The organism is Aurantiacibacter suaedae, assembly GCF_005434915.1.
Classification (GTDB): Bacteria; Pseudomonadota; Alphaproteobacteria; order Sphingomonadales; family Sphingomonadaceae; genus Alteraurantiacibacter; species Alteraurantiacibacter suaedae.
In genome coordinates this window covers 1342989-1365867 of the sequence record NZ_SKCG01000001.1, presented here as the reverse complement: position 1 = coordinate 1365867, position 22879 = coordinate 1342989, and the positions used below count along the sequence as shown (strand labels likewise).

General features: G+C 59.3%; 16 protein-coding genes and 1 tRNA gene. 8 read left to right on the top strand and 9 right to left on the bottom strand.

Translation table 11 applies throughout. The annotated features are described in order from the left end of the window. Window positions 1-42 precede the first annotated feature (42 nt). Window positions 43-119 (top strand) — tRNA-Met (locus E0473_RS06455). A gap of 701 nt (window positions 120-820) precedes the next feature. Here E0473_RS06455 and E0473_RS06450 read toward each other — a convergent pair. Further along, the gene (locus E0473_RS06450) at window positions 821-3622 is read right to left on the bottom strand and encodes a TonB-dependent receptor (RefSeq protein ID WP_241657353.1); all 2802 of its coding nucleotides are present in this window, start codon (window positions 3620-3622) and stop codon (window positions 821-823) included. Window positions 3623-3956: 334 nt separating this feature from the next. Here E0473_RS06450 and E0473_RS06445 point away from each other — a divergent pair, with 334 nt between their 5' ends. Further along, window positions 3957-5510 (top strand): alpha-N-arabinofuranosidase, encoded by a 1554-nt coding sequence (locus E0473_RS06445; RefSeq protein WP_137679972.1) that lies wholly within the window; start codon window positions 3957-3959, stop codon window positions 5508-5510. A gap of 94 nt (window positions 5511-5604) precedes the next feature. On the opposite strand, the gene E0473_RS06440 is transcribed toward E0473_RS06445, so the two are convergent. The 4 genes from E0473_RS06440 to E0473_RS06425 all read right to left on the bottom strand — a co-directional run bounded on the left by E0473_RS06440 (window position 5605) and on the right by E0473_RS06425 (window position 10537). After that, on the bottom strand, window positions 5605-6546 hold the full coding sequence (locus E0473_RS06440; protein WP_137679971.1) for a Gfo/Idh/MocA family protein: 942 nt from the start codon (window positions 6544-6546) through the stop codon (window positions 5605-5607). Continuing rightward, window positions 6543-7541, bottom strand: coding sequence for an AraD1 family protein (gene araD1 / locus E0473_RS06435; RefSeq protein ID WP_137679970.1), 999 nt, complete (start codon window positions 7539-7541; stop codon window positions 6543-6545). The genes E0473_RS06440 and araD1 overlap by 4 nt, the downstream gene beginning before the upstream one ends. Before the next feature lie 39 nt (window positions 7542-7580). Then, window positions 7581-9110 carry an aldehyde dehydrogenase (NADP(+)) gene (locus E0473_RS06430; protein WP_137679969.1) on the bottom strand — a complete coding sequence of 510 codons (1530 nt, stop codon included), beginning with the start codon at window positions 9108-9110 and terminating at the stop codon, window positions 7581-7583. A 110-nt stretch (window positions 9111-9220) separates the two neighbouring features. Beyond that, on the bottom strand, window positions 9221-10537 hold the full coding sequence (locus E0473_RS06425; RefSeq protein ID WP_137679968.1) for a sugar MFS transporter: 1317 nt from the start codon (window positions 10535-10537) through the stop codon (window positions 9221-9223). 131 nt (window positions 10538-10668) lie between these two features. Between E0473_RS06425 and E0473_RS06420 the strand changes: the two genes are divergently transcribed. Next, a complete protein-coding gene (locus tag E0473_RS06420; RefSeq protein ID WP_137679967.1) occupies window positions 10669-11811 on the top strand; it encodes an aldose epimerase family protein in 1143 nt (380 codons plus the stop codon). A gap of 5 nt (window positions 11812-11816) precedes the next feature. Then, complete coding sequence (locus tag E0473_RS06415; protein WP_137679966.1) at window positions 11817-13616, top strand: IlvD/Edd family dehydratase; 1800 nt, start codon at window positions 11817-11819, stop codon at window positions 13614-13616. Between the two features lie 24 nt (window positions 13617-13640). On the opposite strand, the gene E0473_RS06410 is transcribed toward E0473_RS06415, so the two are convergent. Then, window positions 13641-14372, bottom strand: a complete 732-nt coding sequence (locus tag E0473_RS06410) for a FadR/GntR family transcriptional regulator (RefSeq protein WP_137679965.1) — start codon at window positions 14370-14372, stop codon at window positions 13641-13643. Window positions 14373-14522: 150 nt separating this feature from the next. Here E0473_RS06410 and E0473_RS06405 point away from each other — a divergent pair, with 150 nt between their 5' ends. Together E0473_RS06405 and E0473_RS06400 are read left to right on the top strand one after the other, a co-directional pair. Continuing rightward, complete coding sequence (locus E0473_RS06405; RefSeq protein ID WP_137679964.1) at window positions 14523-15551, top strand: arabinan endo-1,5-alpha-L-arabinosidase; 1029 nt, start codon at window positions 14523-14525, stop codon at window positions 15549-15551. Next, a complete protein-coding gene (locus E0473_RS06400; protein WP_137679963.1) occupies window positions 15548-16612 on the top strand; it encodes a glycoside hydrolase family 43 protein in 1065 nt (354 codons plus the stop codon). The genes E0473_RS06405 and E0473_RS06400 overlap by 4 nt, the downstream gene beginning before the upstream one ends. 21 nt (window positions 16613-16633) lie before the next feature. On the opposite strand, the gene E0473_RS06395 is transcribed toward E0473_RS06400, so the two are convergent. Beyond that, window positions 16634-17668 (bottom strand): family 43 glycosylhydrolase, encoded by a 1035-nt coding sequence (locus E0473_RS06395; protein WP_137679962.1) that lies wholly within the window; start codon window positions 17666-17668, stop codon window positions 16634-16636. Between the two features lie 322 nt (window positions 17669-17990). Between E0473_RS06395 and E0473_RS06390 the strand changes: the two genes are divergently transcribed. Both E0473_RS06390 and E0473_RS06385 read left to right on the top strand, forming a co-directional pair. Then, entirely contained in the window at window positions 17991-18926 is a 936-nt protein-coding gene (locus E0473_RS06390; RefSeq protein WP_161981537.1) for a 2-dehydro-3-deoxygalactonokinase, read from the top strand. After that, entirely contained in the window at window positions 18923-19564 is a 642-nt protein-coding gene (locus E0473_RS06385; protein ID WP_137679960.1) for a 2-dehydro-3-deoxy-6-phosphogalactonate aldolase, read from the top strand. Before E0473_RS06390 ends, E0473_RS06385 begins: the two co-directional genes overlap by 4 nt. 162 nt (window positions 19565-19726) lie before the next feature. On the opposite strand, the gene E0473_RS06380 is transcribed toward E0473_RS06385, so the two are convergent. Together E0473_RS06380 and arfA are read right to left on the bottom strand one after the other, a co-directional pair. Beyond that, the gene (locus E0473_RS06380) at window positions 19727-21403 is read right to left on the bottom strand and encodes a carboxylesterase/lipase family protein (protein ID WP_137679959.1); all 1677 of its coding nucleotides are present in this window, start codon (window positions 21401-21403) and stop codon (window positions 19727-19729) included. After that, the gene (gene arfA, locus E0473_RS06375) at window positions 21370-22878 is read right to left on the bottom strand and encodes an arabinosylfuranosidase ArfA (protein WP_137679958.1); all 1509 of its coding nucleotides are present in this window, start codon (window positions 22876-22878) and stop codon (window positions 21370-21372) included. The genes E0473_RS06380 and arfA overlap by 34 nt, the downstream gene beginning before the upstream one ends. Window position 22879: the final 1 nt, after the last annotated feature.

Below are 22879 nucleotides of genomic sequence, written 5' to 3'. Positions count from 1 at the left end.
GGGCCGTATGGACCCGCAGGCGCCTGAGGCAAAACACGGTAACGCGGGGTGGAGCAGTCCGGTAGCTCGTCAGGCTCATAACCTGAAGGTCGTTGGTTCAAATCCAACCCCCGCAACCAGCCTTCCCACGATAATACATACAGCCGTCGACAACCGCGGCGGGCTTTCTGCGTTCCGCGCCAGTTCGCGCCAGGCGGAAACGATCTGCCCTAGGCTCATACGAACGGACAAGCAGGAGAAACCGCATTGGACCAACGCGCATGGTTCCAAGCTAGGCTAGAAGCTGCAAGCGGTATGCACGCTTGCCGTCGCTCTGCGGAGAACTGAACCGCAAGCAGTCATCGCACAGATATCGTGGAGAGCGGAGGCGGTTTCGTGATCAGGCAATCTATGGCTTGGCCGCATTTAAAGCAGGCGAGCAAGACCGCTCCAGCCCACACTCCGCGCGCGCGGTCCTGATACACAAGGTACGGCATCGGATCGCTCACGGTTGGGAGGGGAAAGTCTGCTAAATTTGCTCCAACGCGATCCTTTAGATAAACGAAAACCGAATTGAGCGCTTTGGCGCAGCGCGCCGCTCGCGCCAGCACAGCGGTGCGCTTTGGGCATGCCGTGTCGGCGGATCACACTCGTTTTAAAAATGCGCAGCGCGTCGCCCAAGTTTGGCGAGCAAACTGAGGTTCGCCTGACAGCCTTCAGCGCAGAAGGGCTGGTGCTGAAACGGCAGAAAAGTTTTCTCTAGATTGCGCCCCAGCGGCGCATTTGCGACCGGAAAAGGGTGGCGGGCCGGCAGCGATGCCGACCCGCCTGGGAGAGACCGTTAATTGAAATTGTAGCGCACACCTATCGCGAAGGTTCGGGCCAAAAGTGTGTTGCCAAGGTTGAACTGATCGGGTCCGCCAAAATCGCCGAAGCGGTAATAGCTCTGCTGAAGTTCTTTCGTCAGATTTACCGCGTCGAAGCTCACGCCAATGCGCTCGTTGATATTGTAGTTGAGCTGGAAATCCAGGCTGCGTTCGGGCCGCCGCCAGATTCCGATCGGATTGGCGAAGAGACGGCTCTCGTTGTTGTTGAGGAAGTTTTCCCGCCAAACGTAAGACAGGCGCAGGCCAAGCGCTCCGCGATCATAGGCAGCGGTAATGTTATAAGACAGGTCTGATACGCCGAAGAAATCGCTTTCGGTTTCATCGACGATCTGGCCGGCTTCGTTAGAGATCGGGATGTTCTGGCTGCTATCGAGCACGGTAAGGCTGCCGGTCGCGCCCAGGCCATTGAGGATGCCGGGAAGATCGGGGAAGTATACAAAGCCCAGTTCTAGGCCCTTGAGTTCACCCTGCGAGGCATTTTCGGGGCGGGTTACGGCAAATCGGTCGGTATTGAGGCCGGTTCCAGGGATCGTCAGCAAGGTCGTGAGCGGAACGACCAAGCCCTTCACATCGCGTTTGAAAGCGGTCAGGAAGATCGCACTACCCGGCTGGAAGTACCACTCGAGCGACAGGTCGTAGTTGGTTGACCGGGTCGGTTCGAGTTCGGGGTTGCCGCCGGTCCCGCTCCCGCGGCCGACGTCGGTAAGGTCGCCGGTAAGCGCGAAATAGGGATTGAGATCGGCAAACGCAGGGCGGCGTAGGGTGCGGCCGTAGTTGAACTTCACCCGGAAATTGTCGGTGAGATCGGCCACGGCGGTCAACGATGGTAGGAATTCGCTAGCCTTCGCCCCGTCATCGAGGGTTGTCCCCGTCAGACGGTCGGTAAAGGTCAGATCGGTGTTGACGTTTACATAGCGCAAGCCCGCTTGCAGGAAGAGGCGGACGTCACCGACATATTGCTCGAGATCCACTTCGCCATAGGCAGAAAGCGTTCGTTCGGAGATGTCGAAGGTCTTTATCTGGCTCAATTCGTCCGAAAGCAGAATGCCAGGATCGACGCTGTCACGATAAAGTCGGCGGATTTCGTCGGCATTGGCCTGCAGGTATTCGCCACTGATGTTGATCCACGACATCGGCACGTCGGCGCGGCCATTGAAGAAATCGTCGCTGATGAAATAGGATTCGCTGGGAAGGTTGGTGAGCGGCTGACCAAGTGCCGGTGCGTCCTGTTCGCGGATCGTATCCGCTGCCCCGCGCTCGTCGTAGCGGAACCCGGCCCGGAACGCCTTCAGAAAGCTTCCGTCAAACTCGTACACACCATCGGTCTGCCAGGTGATCGCGTCACCTTGCGAGGTGCTGGCGTTGTCGTAAAGTTCGCCCACCGTCCATACAGACGGATCGTAAAGCAGAGCGTTGTCGCTGAAGTTCCAGCTCGGAACGCCATCATCTGCATTGAAATCCACCGCGATCTGCGACGCGACCCTGGTCAGGCGGCTAGCCAGGAACTGCGTTTCGAACTTGCTCCACTGATAGGACAAGTCGGTAGTGATGTTGAGGTTATCGCCGATCGCCCAGTCCGCGTTGAATGCGCCGACATAGCTGTCGGTCTTATTGTCCGTGAAATCGCCACTCTGGAATCCGAACACGTCACCGGCCACGCGGTCGGAGATGATATTGGTTCCATCATAGACATTAAAGGTCGATCCCGGATCCGATCCGAGTGCCCCCCAGAAATCGACAAAAGTGAAATGCAGGTTGTTGAATGTGGTCGAGCGAAAGCCGTTATAAAGAAACTCGACCGTATAGGTGCTCGACGAATTCGGCGCCCACTGAAGAGCCGCGTTGATTGCCGGACGCTCCCTTTCGCCATAGACGTCAGGCGCAAAGTTCGCATCGCGGGAAAGATAGTATGGCGTTTCCACTCCGTTCAGCGTGAAGGTCGCCCCAGCATCGGTGGGCAGGCCGGTTTCCAGGCCCGGCGTCCACGCCCCGGTCTCGGGGAAAATGCGTTCCAGAGGGGCGAACCCGGGCGGAGGGTTCTCGGTCGCAAAGGGCACTAGCGCGCCTGAAAACAGGCTCATGTCGCGATATTCGGTCTTCGCATAGCTTGCTGCTACGAGCACGCCGATATCGCCCGCTCCCGTTTCCCAACGGTTGCTCACCAGCAAGCTGCCGTTCGGATTGAAGGAATCAGCCGCTTCGTTGTAAACGCCGCGGGCATTGACGGAAATTGCAAAGCCATCGAAATCGAGCGGGCGGCGCGTGACGACATTGACCTGACCGGCAAGGCCGGTTTCGATCTGAGTGGCCGAACGCGTCTTGTACACGTCGATCCTGCTGACAAGGTTGGCAGGAATATCGGCCAGCGCGAAAGCGGTTCCTGAAGCGGTGAAGATCTTGCGACCGTTAAAGGTGGTCAGCGCATCGGGCAGGCCCCGAATTGACAGCGTGTTGGTTTCCCCGCCCTCGCGGTTGGTGACCTGAACGCCGGTTAGCCGCTGGAGTGCTTCGACCACGTTGTTGTCGGGCAGCTTGCCAATATCTTCTGCGACGATCGAATCGACAACCTGTGGCGATTCCCGGCGCGTTTCGATCGCTTCCGAAAGGGCGGCGCGAATCCCCGTAACGATGATCGTGCCGGAGGTATCGGACTCGGATGCCTCACTTGTTTCAGGCAGTGAATCTGGCTGCGAGCGATTTATCTGCGCTGTTGCAGGGCTCGCAAGACCGCCCAGCGCGAGCGCAAAGACAGACACGCCGGCAAGTTTACGCGCGTTACATTTCATCCCAAGTATCCTCCCACAGATTAAGCTCTATGATATTTATCAGACAAGTTATAACCGCCTGTCGGAAAAGAGGCAATAGGGCTAAAATCGGCGGCAAACAGTCATCAAAAGGCGTAAAACGGTAATTTTTGGGCCGCTGCAAATTGCGGCATGGGAAGCGAATCGTATTTGCGGATTGCTTGCAGTGATGCATTAAGTCTGATTAATGTGAGCGGTCGCGGCAGAGATCGCACCCGATGTATGAACATCGGTCAAGCTGGAAAGCGCCTTGGCCAGTTTCAGGTCTTGGCAGGAGGAGATCGTAATGGGTGGTAAACTGAAAGGCATGGCAGTCATGATCGCGGGGGCGATCAGCCTCGGCGCGTCAGGCGCGATGGCGCAACAGGCGGCGCAACAAGTGAGGGTAGAGGTGGATTTCAATTCTTCCGGCCCAGCGATTGCGCCAGAGCTGCAGGGCCATTTCGCCGAGCACCTGGGGCGGGGCATCTATGAGGGGATCTGGGTGGGCGAGGATTCGGACATTCCGAATACCGATGGCTTCCGCACCGACGTGCTGACCGCGCTGCAACGACTGGAAATTCCCGTCGTGCGATGGCCAGGTGGTTGTTTTGCTGACGAATACGATTGGCGTGACGGCATTGGCCCGCGTTCAGAGCGCCCGGCCCGCATCAATACGCATTGGGGCTGGGTGATCGAGGACAATGCATTCGGCACGCACGAATTCCTCGATTATTCGGAAGCGCTTGGTGCCAAGCCCTATGTGGCGGGGAACATGGGATCGCTACCTGCGCTCGAAATGGGGCGCTGGATGGAATACATGACCGGGGACATGCCTACCGAGATGGCTGAAATGCGGCGCGCCAATGGCCGTGATGAGCCTTGGGACGTGCCCTATTTCGGCGTCGGCAACGAAAGCTGGGGCTGTGGCGGCAACATGCGCCCGCAATATTCGGCCGACCTCCATCGCCGCTACTCCACATTTCTGAAAGCGCCGCCGGGCAAGTCCATCGTGAAGGTGGCGACCGGCGCGAATATCGATGATTACGATTTCACCGAAACGCTGATGCGTGATGCACGCCAGACCATGGACGCGATCAGCATCCATTATTACATTTTTCCGGGCAGCTGGGAAAACAAGGGGCCGGCCACCGGGTTCGGGCGTGATCAGTGGGCCAGTACTCTGACCCATGCGATGCGGATGGACGAACTGGTCACAAACCATGTCGCGATCATGGACCGGTATGATCCGGAAGGCCGGGTCGCGCTCTATGTGGATGAATGGGGCACCTGGTACGATTCCGAAGCAGGGTCGACGCCCGGCTTCCTCTACCAGCAGAACTCGCTGCGTGATGCAGAGGTTGCCGCGCTTACGCTGAACATTTTTCATCGTCACACGCGGCGGGTGAAAATGGCCAACATCGCGCAGTTGGTGAACGTGCTGCAAGCCTCGATCCTCACCGATGGGGAGCAGATGCTGCTGACGCCAACCTACCACGTGCTGGACATGTATCGGCCTTTCCGCAACGCCGAGCCGCTCGACGCAAGTGTGACCACCCCGCGCTATGTCGAGGGCGACTATGATCTTCCGCTTGTCGATGTTTCGGTTGCCCGTGCTGCGGATGGCAAGATAATCGTCTCGCTGGTCAATCTGAGCCCGGACACAGCGGCGCGCGTTGCCACCAATCTGGAGGGAAGCGCGACAGGGCACATCATAACCGGCCCTGAAATCGACACGCACAACACGTTCGATAACCCGGAAGCGATCGTGCCGGCAGCCTATTCAGCGGAGGCGGAAGCGGGACGCCTGACTTTTGACCTGCCTGCCAAATCCGTGGTGGTCGTCACCGTCGATCAATAGGCGGGATCAGGAAAAGCAAAGGCCCGGTCGCTGATGAGCGGCCGGGCCTTTTTGCATGATCGATCGATTGGCTGCGCGCGGCGAGGCGGCAGGCTTACTCGTGATACTCTTCCACGAAGCCAAAGCTTGCGCACAGAAAGGCGTCAGCCACCAGCCGAAGGGGCGCCACGTCAACTTCCGAGACCTCCGCCCTGATCAAAGCGCCGAACTTGCGATACATCGATGGATACTCACCGCGCAGTTCGCTGGCGTCTTCTGCGATTTCCGAGGTGTCGATGGAGAGAACCGCACCCCCGCCGCTCAGTTTGAGGACGCCTGCATCGGTTTCGACCTCGATATCCCAGTATTGCGGGCCTTCCTGGCGGAAATCCAGATCCATCTCCACAGTTACATCCAGCCTGTTGCGCATGGATACCGTGGCGGCAATCGGCGCGCTGAGGTTGGCGGGAATGGACAGGCTCGATTTCACCACGAACAACGGATGCGGCAGAATATGGGTGATGATCGAAAGGGCATTGATGCCCGGATCGAAAACACCGAAACCGCCGGGCTGCCAGATCCAATCCTGACCCGGGTGCCACACGCGCACGTCTTCGCGCCAGGTAATCTTTGCGCGCAATATCTTGCGATCGGCCAGCCAGCGGCGCGCCGGTTCGACCCCGGCGGCATACCGCGAATGCCAGGCCGTGAAGAGCGTTCGTTCGCGCTCCTTGGCCGTCTCGCGCAAGGCCACCACTTCTGCCAGTGTCGCCCCGGGCGGCTTTTCGAGCAGCACGTGCCAGCCTTGTTCCAGCGCGAACTGGGCGATGTCATGGCGAACCTGGGGCGGCGTGCAAACCGCCACCGCGTCGACCTTCAGATCGCTTGCGGCCAATTCTTCCGCCGATCCAAAGAAGGGTATCGATTGTTCCGCCTCGCCATGGCGGTCTACCATGGCCACCAGTTCGAAATATTTCGAGCCTTCGATGGCGGGCAGATGCTGATCGTGCGCGATCTTGCCCATTCCGATGATGGCAAGTCTTATTGGAGCAGTCACAGAACGCGCAGCTCCTGCCAGCTTGCCCGATCCTGCTTCAGTTCGTTGCGCAGAGGCAGGGCGAACGGAGACGCGCCGATTTCGAACACATCGCCTTCCTGGGTTCGGATATCGTCCGAGAAGGAAAGCGTGGCAGTACCGAAGAAGTGGACATGGATATCCCCCGGTCGCCGGAAGGCGGCATATTTGAAATGATGCGCCTCCAGATTGGCTATGGTGTGCGACATGTTGTCCTCGCCGGTAAGGAAAGGTTTTTCCCAAATGCACTTGCCCGCGCGCAAAATCCGGCTGGTTCCGCGAATATCGGTTGGCGCATCGCCGAGCAGCAGTTCGGCACCGATCGCGGCGGGGCGCAATTTGGAATGAGCTAGCCAGAGATAGTTGTGCCGCTCGGTCACATGGTCGCTAAATTCGTTAGCCAGCGCAATGCCGAGCCGGAAGGGCTGGCCGTTGTCACCGATCAGGTAAATACCGGCAAGTTCCGGTTCTTCGCTACCATCCTGCGCAAAATGAGGAGAGATCAAAGGATCGCGCGGGCCGACCAGCGACTGGCCATCGCCTTTGTAGAACCATTCTGGCTGTTGGCCGAACTGTCCCGCGGGGGGCTTGCCGCCTTCAAGACCTTCCTGAAACATCCGCATCGAATCGGTCAGTTGTTCGGCCTCGGAAAGCTGGCGGTGCATCTTGTCGCGCCCTTCTGCCGAGCCGAGATGCGTCAGCCCTGTACCGGTGAGAAGAATGCGGGCGTCATCAGGATGATCGATCGCGGCGAGCAGCTGGCCATCGGCAAAAAGCTGCTCGATGTCGGCCACTTCGTCCGAAAGGCTTGACCGGGCGAGCTCGAGCAGGGTCTGGCCCTGTGTCGCTGCCATACCCGCCAGCTCACGAGTGGTCTTGGCTCCCTCCACGAACCGGGGGGCATCGTCCTGCGCCAGGATTACCCGGCGTTCTCCAGCCTTCCCGCGATATTGCAGCAATCTTGCCTGCGTCACCATTCACCCTCATCCTTGCTCTATATCCGCCGCCCGAAACGCTCAGGCCGGTTCGCCATCCAGAAGCTTCGGCACCTTGGCATTATCCCGCAGTTCGGCTGGGAGCAGCTCGGCAGGAATATCCTGATAACAGACCGGCCGCAGGAAACGTTCGATCGCCATCGTGCCGACCGAGGTGGTCCGTCCGTCCGACGTAGCGGGATAGGGGCCACCATGAACCATCGCGTGCGAAACTTCGACGCCGGTCGGCCAGCCATTGGCGAGGATCCGCCCGCAGACCTGTTCGAGGATGGCCAGCAAGTCGCCAGCGGTTTCACGGTCGCCGTCGTCCATCTGCAAGGTGGCGGTCAACTGACCTTCAAGCCCGCGCAAGATTGCCTTGAGTTCTTCGATATCGGCGCACCGCACGATCAGCGAAGCGGCGCCGAACACTTCATGGAGCAGGCTGCTGTCCGCCAGCACCGCGCTTCCCGAAACCGCGAACAGTTCGGGCGCTTCGCAAGTTGAACCGTCACCGGCCTTGCCGGTCGCCAGCTTCTCCACTGAGGGCTTCGCCGCAAGCGCTTCCTTGCCGTGGGCATAGGCCTCGCGAATGCCGGAGGTGAGCATCGTCTGCGCGGGCTGATCGGCCATCGCCGCACAGGCGGCACTCTCGAAAGCAGACAGCCCTTCGCCCTCAACCGCCAGCACGAGGCCGGGGTTGGTGCAGAATTGCCCGGCCCCCATGGTCAGCGAGCCGACAAAGGCCTCGCCCAGTTCTTTGCCGCGCGAGGCAAGGGCCTGCTCCATGAGGATGACCGGGTTGACGCTCGACATCTCGGCAAACACGGGGATCGGCACCGTGCGCTCCTGTGCAATCTTAAGCATGGCCAGCCCACCGCTGCGCGAGCCGGTGAAACCGACCGCAGCGATGTTCGGGTTGCGCACCAGGGCCGAGCCAAGCTCGTTGCCCGGACCCTGAAGGTGGCCGAATACGCCACTGGGCATGCCGCAGGCTTGGGCGGCCTTGCGGATGGCATCGGCCACCATGGCATCGGTGCCCGGATGCGCCGGATGGCCTTTGACCACCACCGGGCAACCCGCCGCCAAGGCCGAGGCCGTGTCCCCGCCGGCGGTAGAGAAGGCGAGCGGAAAATTCGATGCTCCGAAAACAGCGACCGGCCCCAGCGGCACCATGCGCAAGCGAAGATCAGCGCGGGGGAGGGGAGTGCGATCGGGCATGGCCGGGTCGATCCGCACACCGCGCCAGCGGTCCGACCGCACGACCTGCGCGAACAGCCGAAGCTGGTTCACTGTCCGCCCGCGTTCGCCAGTAATGCGCGCCAACGGAAGGCCGCTTTCCTTGCTCGCGCGGTCCAGCAGATCGTCGCCCAGAGCCATGATCTCGTCGCCAATGGCTTCGAGAAATGCGGCCCGCTCTTCGGATGAGGTTGCACGATAGTCTGCAAAGGCTTGCTTCGCTGCCGTGCATGCCTGTTCGACATCCGCCGCCGTGCTAACGGGGAAATCGGGAGCAATTTCCTCGCCGGTCGAAGCGTCGTGCCCACGGAAGGCGTGAGAATTGACCTGCATGTGTGTCACTCCTTGGTAAATATGTCAGACAAATATAGCTAGAGAGGTCTGCGATGGAGTTCAAGGCCGCTATCTGCACGGCCTTGAACCTTCTCTACCCGCTGTATTCCCTAGGCAGGGCTGGTCAGATTCGTTTCTGCAACGTTTCCAGTGGGCTTGGAGCCATAGAACGCATACCACAGCACGTAGATCTCGCAGGCGACGATCAGCCAGAAACTGTTCTGCAGCCCGTACATATCGGCCAGGAGACCCTGAATAGCGACCAGGGCGCCCCCGGCGATTGCTGTAATAAGCAGGCCAGAACCTTCTTCCGTGAGCGGGCCGAGTCCCTTGATGCCTAGTGCGAAGATGGCGGGAAACATTATGGAATGTCCCAGGCCAACGAGGATCAGGCACCACATGGCCAGCGGCCCTTCAAGTGTGGCGGCGCCAACCATCACAACAAGCGCAAAGCCGGCAAAGCCTGCGAGCACGCGATTGGCGCGATACCGCTTCATCAGGAAACTGCCCGCGAACCGGCCCACCATCATTCCGCCCCACAGCAGCACCAGATAATTGGCTGCGGTGGCGGGTGTGATCCCAGCGATATCGGGAAGGATCGCGAAGTTGATAAAGAGGTTCGCCACCCCGATTTCGGCGATGAGATAGATGAAGATGGCCGGAATGCCAAAGATCAGGTTCTTGTGATTCCACAAGGATAGTTGCTTGCGCTGTTCGCGGTTGGCCTTCCGGGTGCTTTCCCCCAATTGCGGCAGGTTCGAACGCCAGATCACCACTGCGATCACGATCAGTACAATGGCCACGATTAGATAAGGCAGTTCGGTCGCCTGCGCATCCGCCACGCGTTGCTCAAGCGAAAGTTGGGCGCCTTCCAGCGAATTTCCCCCGACCGTCCGGCTTAAAATCAGATAACCGCCGAAATATGGGGCGAAAAACGTCCCCATCGAATTGAAGGCCTGTACCAGCGTCAGCCGCGATTCCGAACTTTCCGCAGGGCCAATCACCGCGACATAGGGGTTGGCGGCAACCTGCAGCAACGTGATGCCGCTGGCGATGACGAAAAGAGAGATCAGAGTGATGGGATAGGATATCGCCGCCGCCGCGCCGATCATGCCGAACGCGCCGAGTGACATTGCCGCAAGCCCCAGAATCAGAGCGTTCTTGTAACCGATCCGTTCGATCAGGAAGGCGGAGGGCATACCCATCACGCCATAGGCGATGAACCATACCGACTCGATCAGGGTGGTCTGGAAATAACTTAGCTCGAACACGCTGCGAAGGTGCGGCAGCAGCGTGTTGTTGATGACGGTGATGAAACCCCACATGAAAAACAGGGTTGCCAGCAGAGCAAGCGTCTTGCCGTATTTTTGCGGATGCTGCTCCCCGCCCGGATGTATCGTATCGGTGACGATTGACGGCCCTGCCATGTAACTCTCCCATATGGCCGCTTCCACCCAGCGGCTAAATTGGTCGTTGCCAATTTTCCTTATGTCTGACTATATGCCTCGCGATCGGTGGTCAACAAGCATCGAAGCACGGATTCCCGGGGGAGGCAGATATGACAAAAGGGCAGTGGATCGGTTTGATGGCGGGCGCTTCTGCACTTGTCCCGGCGGGCGGAGCTGCCGCTGCAACTGCCGAAAGATCGGTGTTTGGCGAAATGCCGGACGGCGAAGTCGTCGAAGCTGTCACTCTTTCTGGCGAAAATGGCGTTAGCGTGAGGGTAATTACGCTTGGCGCAACGATCCAATCTTTCAATGCGCCGGGCCGCGACGGGGCAATCGCTGACATCACCATCGGTTACGATACGGTCGAGGACTATCTCGAGCGGCCAAACTATTGGGGGCAGACGATTGGCCGTTATGCCAATCGCGTTGCCGGGGCACGCTTTTCGCTGGATGGAAAGACCTACCAGGTTTCGCAAAACGATGGCGAGAATTCGTTGCACGGCGGGGCGGAAGGCTTCGACAAGCGCAACTGGACGCTCGAATCGGTTGCCGATGGGGAGCGGGCGAGCGCCGTTTTCACTTTGCGCAGCCCGGACGGGGATCAAGGCTATCCCGGCAACCTTGATGTGCGAGTCGTCTATTCGCTTGATGAACACGGGGCGCTGACCATCGACTTTTCCGCCACGACCGATGCGCCCACGGTCGTCAATCTCACTAATCATGCGCTGTTCAATCTCGGTGGCAACGGCTGGCCCTATGGCACCTATGACCAGCGCCTTACCATTCCCGCCAGCCGCTATACGCCGGTCGATGGCGGGCTGATCCCGACAGGTGAGTTGCGCACTGTGGAGGGAACGGTCTTCGATTTTCGCGCGGGCCGAATGCTTCACGATGGCATACGGCAGGCACAGGACGAGCAGATAATGCTGGGGCGTGGCTGGGACCACAATTGGGTTCTCGACAAGGGGCGCACCGCGCAGCCGGAGCTTGCGGCCCGGGTCGAGCACGATGGATCGGGCCGGGTTCTCGAAGTCCTGACGACCGAGCCAGGCGTCCAGTTTTATTCCGGCAATTTCATCGATGGCACGCTAACGGGCAAGGATGGCGTTCTCTATCGGATGGGCGACGGCATCGCGTTGGAGCCGCAAATGTTTCCCGACACGCCGAACCAGCCCACGTTCGGTTCAGCACGATTGGATCCGGGCGAAACCTATCTCCACACGATGATCTATCGCGTTTCAAGCAAGAACTAAAAATCATGACCAAGCAAAAGAGTGACGGCAAACTGCGCAGCAGAGCCTGGTTCGATAATCCGCACAATCCGGACATGACTGCGCTTTATCTGGAGCGGTACATGAATTTCGGTCTGTCGCTGGAAGAGTTGCAAAGCGGCAAGCCGATCATCGGCATCGCCCAGTCGGGCAGCGATCTCAGCCCCTGCAACCGGCATCATCTGGTGCTGGCTGATCGCCTGCGTGAAGGGATTCGTGAGGCGGGCGGGATCGCGATCGAATTCCCGGTCCATCCGATTCAGGAAACCGGCAAGCGGCCAACAGCGGGGCTTGATCGCAACCTTGCTTATCTTGGGCTTGTCGAAACGATTTATGGGTATCCGATAGATGGCGTGATCCTGACGATCGGTTGCGACAAAACTACCCCGTCTCAGCTGATGGCGGCAGCGACGGTCGACATTCCCGCCATCGCCCTGTCGGTTGGGCCGATGTTGAACGGTTATTTCAAGGGTGAGCGCACGGGATCGGGAACGATCGTCTGGAAGGCTCGGGAATTGCTGGCTTCGGGCGAAATCGGCTATCAGGATTTCATCAAGTTGGTGGCGAGTTCAGCGCCTTCCACTGGCTATTGCAACACCATGGGCACTGCCACCACGATGAATTCGCTGACCGAGGCTCTGGGCATGTCGTTGCCCGGTTCGGCTGCCATTCCAGCGCCTTATCGCGATCGGCAGGAAAACGCTTATCTCACTGGCAAGCGGATCGTGGAAATGGTGGCCGAGGATCTGAAGCCTTCCGATGTGCTGACCCGCGCGGCGTTTGAAAACGCGATCCGTGTCAACACCGCCATCGGGGGGTCGACGAATGCGCCCATCCATCTCGCTGCGATAGCCCGCCATATCGGCGTGCCGCTTGAAATCGGCGAATGGGAAACGCTCGGGCACGATATCCCGCTGCTGGTGAACCTCCAGCCCGCAGGCGAATATCTTGGCGAGGACTACTATCGCGCTGGCGGAGTGCCTGCGGTGGTGGCGCAATTGCTGGAGCATGGGCGGATCGCGGGTGAAGCGCTGACGGTGAATGGCAAGACCATCGCGGAAAATTGCGCGGACGTGGCCATCGAAGATGAAAAGGTCATCCGGCCATTTACCCGGCCGCTGATGGAGCGGGCAGGGTTTGTGGTGCTTTCGGGCAACCTGTTTGATTCTGCCATCATGAAGACCAGTGTGATTTCCGCCGAATTTCGGCAGCGATACCTGTCGGACGCTGACGATCCAGAAGCCTTTGAAGGGCGCGCCGTCGTCTTTGATGGTCCGGAAGAATATCATGAGAGGATCGATGATCCTGCCTTGCAGATCACCAATGAGACGATCCTATTCATTCGGGGGGCGGGGCCAATCGGTTATCCCGGATCGGCTGAAGTCGTGAACATGCGCCCGCCAGCCTATCTGCTTGAAGAAGGCGTGCATTCGCTCCCGTGCGTGGGCGATGGGCGCCAATCGGGCACCAGCGCCAGCCCCTCGATCCTTAACGCCAGCCCCGAAGCTGCGGCCAACGGCGGGCTCGCTCTCCTGCGGACAGGTGATCGCGTTCGCATCGATTTGCGCAAGCGCCGCGCGGATATGCTGGTGCCGGAGGATGAACTGGCCGAGCGCCGCCGGCAGCTGGAATCAGAAGGAGGCTATGCCTATCCGGCAAGCCAGACACCATGGCAGGAAATTCAGCGCGCACTGGTGGGTGACATGGCATCGGGCGCGATCCTGGAGGGCTCCGAGAAATACCAGCGGATTGCCGCAAGCAAAGGCATCCCGCGCGACAGCCATTGACACGAGGCACCGACGGCCAAGCTTTTATTGGGCATCCTGCAGGGCAGCTTCGGTCTCGCGCTCGGCAATTCCGATGAGTGACATGGCTGCCTCTCGCGCAGCATCGCCGTCGCCTTCGGCTATCGCATCGAACAGCGCGCGATGCTCTTCGATCGGGTCGCGAGGCTTCTTGTCGCTGCGGAACTTGAAATAGGTCGTCCAGCGGACGGCGGCGCCGATGCTGGCTGACAAATTGACGAGCAGTTCGTTGTCCGAAGCTTCAAGAATTGCAGCGTGAAAGGCCTGGTCGGCCATCTGGCCATCGGGCGTGTGCAACGTGTGCCGCGCCATTTCTTCCAGCGCATGGCCCATGGTGGCCAAATGGCGTCCCGTCTTCTTGCGTGCAGCCAGCTCCGCGGCAGCCGGCTCGACGATCATTCGCAGTTCAAACAGGCTTTTCACAAACTTTGGCGAAGGGGCAGCATCGAACATCCATTGCAACACCACCGGATCCAGCAGGTGCCAGTGCTCGCGTTCCCTCACGCGGGTGCCGATCTTGGGTTTGCTCTCGATAAGACCGCGGGTGGCCAGAGCGCGCATCGCTTCACGCACCACGCTGCGCGATACGCCGAACTGCGCCGCCAGATCCACTTCCCCAGGAAGGATAGTGCCCGATTCGCTCCGCCCGGTAACAATCGCGGTGCCGAGATCGCGCGCGATCTTGGAGTGAGAAAACTCACTGCGCGTTTTTCGTCTGGTATCTGCCTTGGTGGCCATCAATTTCTCCGTCTGGCCTTTATCCTAGCAGTCTGGCCATGAGGGGCAATGGATTGGCACACTTGCGCTTTACGAATTACTTGATATTGTCCGACAAATAAAGACGTATGGGATGGGCTGATGCCTGTGTCCGCAACGGGAGATGGGCTTATGGGCAAGCCAGTGCATTTGCTCGCAATCGGTCTGCTTGCCTCCTCGTGCAGTGCTGATGGGGGCTCGTTCGGTGTGCAGCCTCCGCCGGCGGCAGGGGAGCAAAAAGCGCCCGCACTGGCGACGATTCACGATCCGGTCCTGATTTCAGAAAACGGGATCTTCTATCTTTATTCCACGGGAAGCCCTGACCACAGCCCTTTGCGTGCGCATCGGTCAACCGACCTTGCCAGCTGGACCGATCTTGCGGCCCCCTTCGCGCTTCCCGAATGGACGAAGCAAGCCGTGCCGGGGTCGCGAGGAGCCTGGGCACCGGACATTTCGCGTTACGACGACGGTTTCCGGCTTTATTATTCGGTGTCGACCTTCGGCTCGCAGGTCTCAGCTATCGGCCTTGCCACTTCACCCACGCTCGATCCATCGGCGAGTAATTATGGCTGGACGGACAGGGGCCCCGTCATAACCTCAGCCGTCGGTGATGATTATAACGCCATCGACCCCAACTTTGTGAACGATCGCGAAGGAGGCGCCTGGCTTGCCTTCGGCAGTTTCTGGGGCGGGCTGATGCTGGTCGAGCTTGAACCGGCCACCGGCTTGCCTCGGGATGGGGCAAAAGTCATCAATATCGCCCGTCGGCCAGATGAAGCCGAAAATGCGATCGAAGCCCCTTTCATCTTCGAGCGCGACGGCTGGTACTACCTGCTTGCGTCGTTCGACCGCTGCTGCAGGGGCGCCGATAGCACTTACAACACCGTGATAGGGCGATCGCGTGACATTCGCGGGCCTTATGTCGACCGTGGCGGACGTTCCATGCTCGATGGCGGTGGAACAGTGATCGCATCGGCCAGCGCCGGCGATCGGTTCCGGGGTCCCGGTCATGCCGGCCATTTCCGCGATGATCAGGGCCGCGATCTGCTGGTATTCCATGCTTACGACAGCGCCGCAGGAGGGCGGCCGACCTTGCGTATCGGGCAGCTGGACTGGGACGCAGGCTGGCCCGAACTCAACATGCTGGAGCTCACCCGATGACCTACCCTCATACCGACCGCCGATGGATCCTGCGTGCATCGATTCTGGCGGCGGCAACGTCTGTAACCCCCGGCGCGCTTCGTGCGGCCTCACCATGCGAAAGAGAACCCTTGATTAATCCTATCATCTTCCAGCGCGCTGATCCGCATATCCTGCGGCATGGGTCCAGTCCCTATTACTTTACAGCGTCGGTTCCCGAGTATGACCGGATCATTCTGCGGCACGCTCCCACTATTGGCGCGCTGGGCAGGGCGGAGGAAAAGACCCTCTGGCAGCGACCGGTGCAAGGGGAGATGGCAGGCCATATCTGGGCGCCCGAAATCCACCGGATCGATGGGCGTTGGCTTATCTATTTTGCGGCTGGCAACAGTGACGACGTGTTCCACATACGCACCTATGTGCTCGCCTGTGCGGGGGACGACCCGATGGCAGATGAGTGGTCCGTGCTCGGCCAGCTCGAAACCCCGTGGGACACCTTCAACCTCGATGCCACAAGCTTTCATCATCGCGGGGTCGATTACCTGTGCTGGGCACAGCGCGAACCGGGTATCGAAACCAATTCCAATCTCTACCTTGCCCCGCTTGCATCGCCGACCACCTTCGCTGCGCCGCCTGCAAGACTGACCGTTCCGACGCTCGACTGGGAAATACAGGGTTTCAAGGTCAACGAAGGCGCGGCCTTTCTGGCGCACGGCGACAAGGTATTCCTCACCTATTCAGCCAGCGCGACCGACGATCGTTATGCAATGGGTTTGTTGTCGGCCGATGCCGATGCCGATTTGATGGCGCCGGAAAGCTGGACCAAATCTGCGACGCCGGTGTTTGAAAGCGCTCCCGAACATTGCATCTTTGGCCCCGGCCATAACAGTTTTACGACCGACGAATGCGGCCGCGACGTGCTGGTCTACCACGCCAGAGACTACCAGGACATCGAGGGCGATCCGCTCTACGATCCCAACCGTCACGCGCGGGTGCAACGCTTCGGCTATGACCACGAGGGCTTCCCGGTCTTCGGCAAGCCGGTGAGAAGCGGCCCGCTCAGGCAGGATGATCTGGCCTAAGCGCACCTGCGCCGGCGCGCTTCACTCCTCGAACGGGGTGCCAGGTGCGCCGGGCGGAAGCGAAACGCCTTCGATGGTCTGAACTACAGGCTTCAAGCTGCCATCCTCGTTATAAAGCAGATGTTCGACCGCAACCGAACGCCGGTATTCGGAACCTTCGACGTCATCGATCGAGAGCGCTCCGTTGTGATAGAACAGATACCATTGGCCGTTGAACTTCTCGATCCCGGCGTGGATCGTGAAACTGTTTTTCGCCGCGCCGGTCAATTCGCCTCGATAGGTCCACGGCCCTGTCATCGCGGGGGCGGTGGCATAGGATAGATGCTCTGCGTCCTGTTCCCCCTCCGCAAACGAGGCATAGGTCAGATAGTAGAGATTCCCGCGCCGATGCAGCCACGGCCCTTCGAGGAAGTTCGTCAGGTGCAATTCCTGCACCTCGCCTTCCAGTTCGACCATGTTTGGTGCCAGCCGCGCGAGATAAAGGTTCGAATTGCCCCAGGCCATCCACGCCGTGCCATCGTCGTCTACCAGCACGGTGGGATCGATGTCGCTCCAGCCGCGCCAGGTTTCAGGATTGTCGCGAACCAGGGCCGAACCACGTGCATCGCGGCAAGGGCCAACAGGTGTATCGCAGGCCGCGACCCCGATTGCCTTGCCCGGATGGCTGTCGTCATGTTCGACCGTGGTGTAGAAATAGAAGCGACCCTCATGTTCCACCATCTGGGATGCCCATGCCTCACCCTCCGCCCAGGCGAAGTCGGTCGGCTGCATTAGCACGCCATGATTGGTCCAGGTTTTCATGTCCCTGGTCGAATAGACAACCCATTCGTCGATGCGAAAGCCCTCGTCGCCTTCGTCATGGCCAGCATAAAGATAGAGGGTGCCGTCTACAGTGAGCGGGGCAGGGTCAGCGGTAAAACGGTCGCGAATGATCGGATTGCCGTCAACTCGCTGCGGATCATCAACATGGGCCGCTTGCGAAAGCGGCTGGGCATATGCCGGCAATGCGCCTGCAAGACTTGCCGCAAGAGTGACAATAGCTGGCAATTTGATCATGGGCACCATCCTTTTGCGCGGATGGTGATAATGTCTGACAATACTGTCAAGCGGTCAGTTGCTGCATCGCGTTTTTTGCGTGGGTCAGGGCGTTCAAGGCGCGCCTTCCGGTCTATTCCCGTGCGAAAATGCACAGGTGTGAAGCACAATCTATATCAGGCATTAGTCATATAATATGCTAGATCCGATCGTGGCTTTCACATTGCGGCCGCGGATTTCCCGGCGCAAAGGAAGAGGACCAAATGGCGATACTGGGCAAATATTATCGTGTGGCTGGTGCCAGATGCTCTTCCAGAACGGCGGCATCGGGAGGTCACAACCTATGGTAAGCCAGCTCATCGCGGGGCTCTGGGGCACCACGCAATTGCAGCTGTTCAGAATTGTCGATGGGCGTCTGGCTGATACCCGCAAAGGGCCGGGTGTCGCTCAGGTCATCGGGCAGGATTTCGAAGCCTTGCTGCTCAGGCTGGTGGAAGACTGGTTGGAGCGTGACTGCGATACCGAAGTTCTGCTGGCGGGTATGGTCGGGTCCACGATCGGATGGCGCGAAACGGAATATGTCCGGTGCCCCGCACCGGCGCTGAAAGTGATGGATCGCACAGCATCTGTTTCTCTTGGCCACCGTCGCGCGCAAATTCTGAGTGGGATGGCGTGCATCAACTCTCTGGGTGAACCAGACGTTTTGCGAGGGGAAGAGGTTGAACTGATCGGGCTTGAGGCGATGCTGTCGCAAAGCGGGGCGGATCGGTCTCTCGTCTGCATTCCGGGCACGCATACCAAGTGGGTGATGTTGAAAGATAGCCTTGTCGAAAGCTTTCAGTCCAGCGTGGCAGGCGAAATTTTTGCCGCTCTGACCAAGTCAGGTGTGCTGGCCGCCGATCACGGCGATACCTTTTTTCGTGATGTGTTTGTTGCAGCGGTTGGCGATGCTGCGCGCGATGCAGCCGCGCTTGTGCATCTGCTCTTCTCGGCGAGGTCGCGAGTAACGTCTGGCAAGATGGACGCCTCTCATGCGGCAGATCGCTTGTCGGGCTTACTTATCGGAGCCGATGTCGCCGGCGTGTTGCGCAGTTTCGCGCTTTCGCCGGGAAATCTCCCCGAAGTGGCGGTGGTGGCTATGCCCGCAATCGGCAAACGCTATGTCGTTGCACTTGAAGAATTCGGTTTCAACGCTCGGCTCGTCCCCAGTCAGGATGCTGCCGTGGCCGGTTTCCTGAAGGTATCGGAATCTATTGGTAAAGGAGTGGCCGACGCATGAGTCTGACTTTGGATGAAGCGCTGGCTAAGGTACCTGTTATCGCAATTCTGCGCGGCATAGAGCCTCATGAGGCACCATCCATCGGCTCGGCGCTGGTCGATGCAGGCATTTTGGCGATGGAGGTCACGCTCAATTCGCCCGAGCCGCTCGGCTCGGTCAAGGCGCTTTGCCAAACTCTTGGCGGACGAGCCGCGATTGGCGTCGGCACAGTCCTTTCAGAGCAAGAGGTTCGCGCGTCGCGCGAGGCCGGCGCGCAATTTGTGGTCAGCCCGAACGTCAACCCTAAAGTTATTGCCGCAAGTCGTGATCTGGGAATGGTGCCTTTGCCCGGAGTTGCCACCGCGACTGAAGCTTTTGCCGCGATCGATGCTGGCGCGATCAGTTTGAAACTTTTCCCGGCTGCAACCTATGGTCCGGGCCATCTTAAGGCACTGCGTGACGTATTGCCAAAAAGCGTAAAGGTCTTTGCGGTGGGCGGTGTGGGCGAGCAGACCATTTCGCACTGGACCGAGGCTGGAGCAGCCGGGTTCGGGATCGGCGGCAGTCTGTACAGAGCAGGACTATCTGCGAACGAAGTGGGCGAACAAGCGCGCAGGCTTGTCGCGTTTTTCGATGGCGGCATGGGGGCACCACGATAACAAGCCCGATGTTAACTTACACTCTCTCGCAAAAATTGAGCGGCTGCGCTTAACGCTTTGGTTGCCTAAATGCGTTCGCATCTGCGTCATGTTGCGCGGTCTTCTCAGCGCAATTACATTAGGTATCAAATCACCGAATTCGTTGTGATTACCCGGCATTCTCTATGCTGGCAGCGCGGTGTCCCACAATCTTCGCATCTCCCCGTCCGGGTCACTTTGAAGCCGGGTTTCGGCATCGAATATCATTACCTGGCGATCTGCCTTATCGTAAGGTTCCCACGCCGGGAGTTCGGTATGGTTTGGATCGCCCGTCTTGGCAAAGGACGCGAAGGCCAGCCCAAGTTCGCGTGCGAGCTTCTGCCCTTCGCGCGTATTACCGGTAAGCGAAGTGGTCGGGTTCGCAAAGGCGGGGCTCAGATCCGCACCATGGGTCGCACCCAAGTGGGCTCCGGCTCCATAAGCTGGCCAATCCCACCGATACATGTAGACGGGCGCATCGTTAACCGCCTGCCGTTCTGCCTGTAGCAAGGCATTTCGGCGTACCCAGCTATCGGTGGCAATAATCGCCCGGAGCAGAAAGCCGTTCTTATCGGGATACTGCTCGCGATAAACCCGGACCATTGTATCGGCCAGCGCAGGGTCGGCATCTTCCGGCAGCTGTTTATGCAGCCATGATATTATCGAAGTCTCGCTTTCGCCGTCCTCGTTAATAGCGAAGCCCCAGTCCTCAAGGCAGGTTCCAATTATCATGGGAATGCCTGCGGATATTGCGGGCGCGTCGGGTGCGAAGGGATCGCGCGGCACAATATTACCATCGAGCACAGGGCCGTGACGTGCCGGAACGTTAACAAGGTCGACGAAGGGCACTGTCTGCAAGGCAGGCAGATCCCCCTTGGCTATTCCAAGCGTCGACAAGAGCTGTTCGGCATTTTCGCGCGCTGTTTCGTGGCGGCCGGTCATCAGGGTGGAGCCGGACTGGATTGCGACCTTGTGAAAAAGACCTTTTGCCGCAGGCATCGCCATCAGGTGCGAGCACTTGCCGCCGCCGCCCGATTGCCCGGTGATGGTGACGTTCGCGGGATCCCCACCAAATGCCGCGATGTTGTCGCGCACCCACTCAAGCGATTTGACGAGATCAAGCAAACCTACGTTGGGCGAGCTGGCCAACTGTTCGCCGCCGAAGGCGGACAGGTCCAGAAATCCGAGCGGGCCCAATCGATGGTTAACCGAAACCACCACCATATCGGCAAGCTTGGCAAGATGCTGCCCTTCCAGCGCTTCAAGATTGCCAGATCCGCTGGTGTATCCGCCCCCGTGAATGATGAACAGGACTGCGCGCTTGCTGCCATCGCCGTTTGCCGGGGTCCAGACGTTTACGCGAAGGCAATCCTCGCTCATGCCGCCGCGATAGTTATTCCAGCCTACATATCTGGTATAGTCGCTGGGATTGGCACTAACCTGCTGGGGTGCCACCGGCCCCCAGTCAGTGCAGTGTTTCAACCCCGCCCATGATGCCACATCGCGAGGCGGCATAAAACGGTTCCGTCCGCCGGTGTCCGCGCCATAGGGTATGCCAAGAAACCATTTGATACCGTCCACGCTCATGCCCCGGATGCGCCCATGGGTCGTTTCGACGATTTCGTTTCCGCTCTGCGCGAGAACGATCTGCGGCTTTGCCGCAAGGCCAGCGGTGAACAAGGTCGCGGTACGAAGGAAGTGCCGGCGATTGCCTCTGCTCATGGAGCTATGCATAGGTTTTCCTCTCGTTTTGGCGGCCTCATTCTTCGCGAGGTTCGCTGGTGGTGTCAGTCGGTAGTTCGCAAGACGAACACGTTCCATGACAGTGGCTTGAGCGTGGCCGTCAGATCTTCTGCCAGGTCGCAGCGTTCATGCGGAGTGGGGGCGACCTCTTCGGGTCGATCTTTCGTGTTGCTTGCCTTGAGATCGGAATGATGCAGCTCGGTCGCCTCATAGATTACCATCTGCGGGAAACCGCGCATCTGCATCGCGAACTTCATCTCCTCGGTCGGGCTGCGGTTGAGCGCGAGAATAGTCAGCTGGCCAGTTTCCGGATCGTGCACCGCCGCGCTCAGCAGCAAGGGAGCCTTCTCGAATTCGCCGGCGGAGAACGTCGGTGTATCTGTTATCAGGCGCAACACCTGCCCTCTGGCGAGGTTGGCTGCCTGCGCGAACGGATGGAAGATCGTCTGCCGCCAGGCAGGGCCACCGGTTTCGGTCATGATAGGGCCGATGACATTGGCCAACTGGGCCAGGCAGCCGGTCTTCAACCGGTCCGCGTGGTTTATCATCGTGATAAGCGCGCCGCCCACCACGAGGGCGTCTTCGAAATTGTAAACCTCTTCGAGCAGGCTGGGCGCTTGCGGCCAGTTCTCCTGCTTCATGTCTGTCCCCGATCTGGCCTTGTACCAGACGTTCCATTCGTCGAGCGAAAGCATGATCTTCTTGTTGCTACGTCGCTTGGCGGCCACGGCATCGGCGATTGCCACAACCTCGGTAATGAAACAGTCGAGGTTATCGATATGGGTGAGGAAGCGGTCGGTCTCATTTTCGTTGTTGAGAAAATATTGGTGTAGCGAAATGAAATCGACGTGATCGAACACCTCGTCGAGGACGCGGTATTCCCAATCGCCATAGGTAGCCATTTCGCGGCTCGATGACCCACAGGCGGTGAGCGTGAGACCTTCGGACGTCCAGCGCATGACCTTGGCGGCTTCCTTCGCGACACGGCCATATTCGACAGCGGTCTTTTCGCAGATTTGCCATGGACCATCCATTTCGTTGCCCAGGCACCAGAAATTGATCGCGTGGGGCTCTTCGTAGCCATGGCTGCGGCGAAGATCGGACCAGTATGTGCCGCCGGGGTGGTTGCAATATTCGACCAGGTTGCGAGCTTCATCCGGTCCTGCCGTACCCAGATTCACTGCCATCATCGGTTCGATTTCGGCCTTCCGGCACCAATCGATGAATTCATTGGTCCCGAACTGGTTGGTTTCGGTCGTGAACCAGGCAAGGTCGAGCTTTACCGGGCGATCTTCCTTCGGGCCGACCCCATCCTGCCAATTGTAGCCGGATACGAAGTTGCCGCCGGGGTAGCGCATGATCGACACACCCAGCTCGCGCGTGAGATCAAGCACGTCCTGGCGAAATCCCTGCTCGTCCGCAGTCGGATGTCCGGGTTCGTAAATTCCGCCATAAACGCATCGTCCCAGATGCTCGACAAAACTTCCAAACAGCCGGCGATCCAGATCGCCGATAACGAAATCGCGGTCGGCGACGACGCTGCCCTTCAGCATA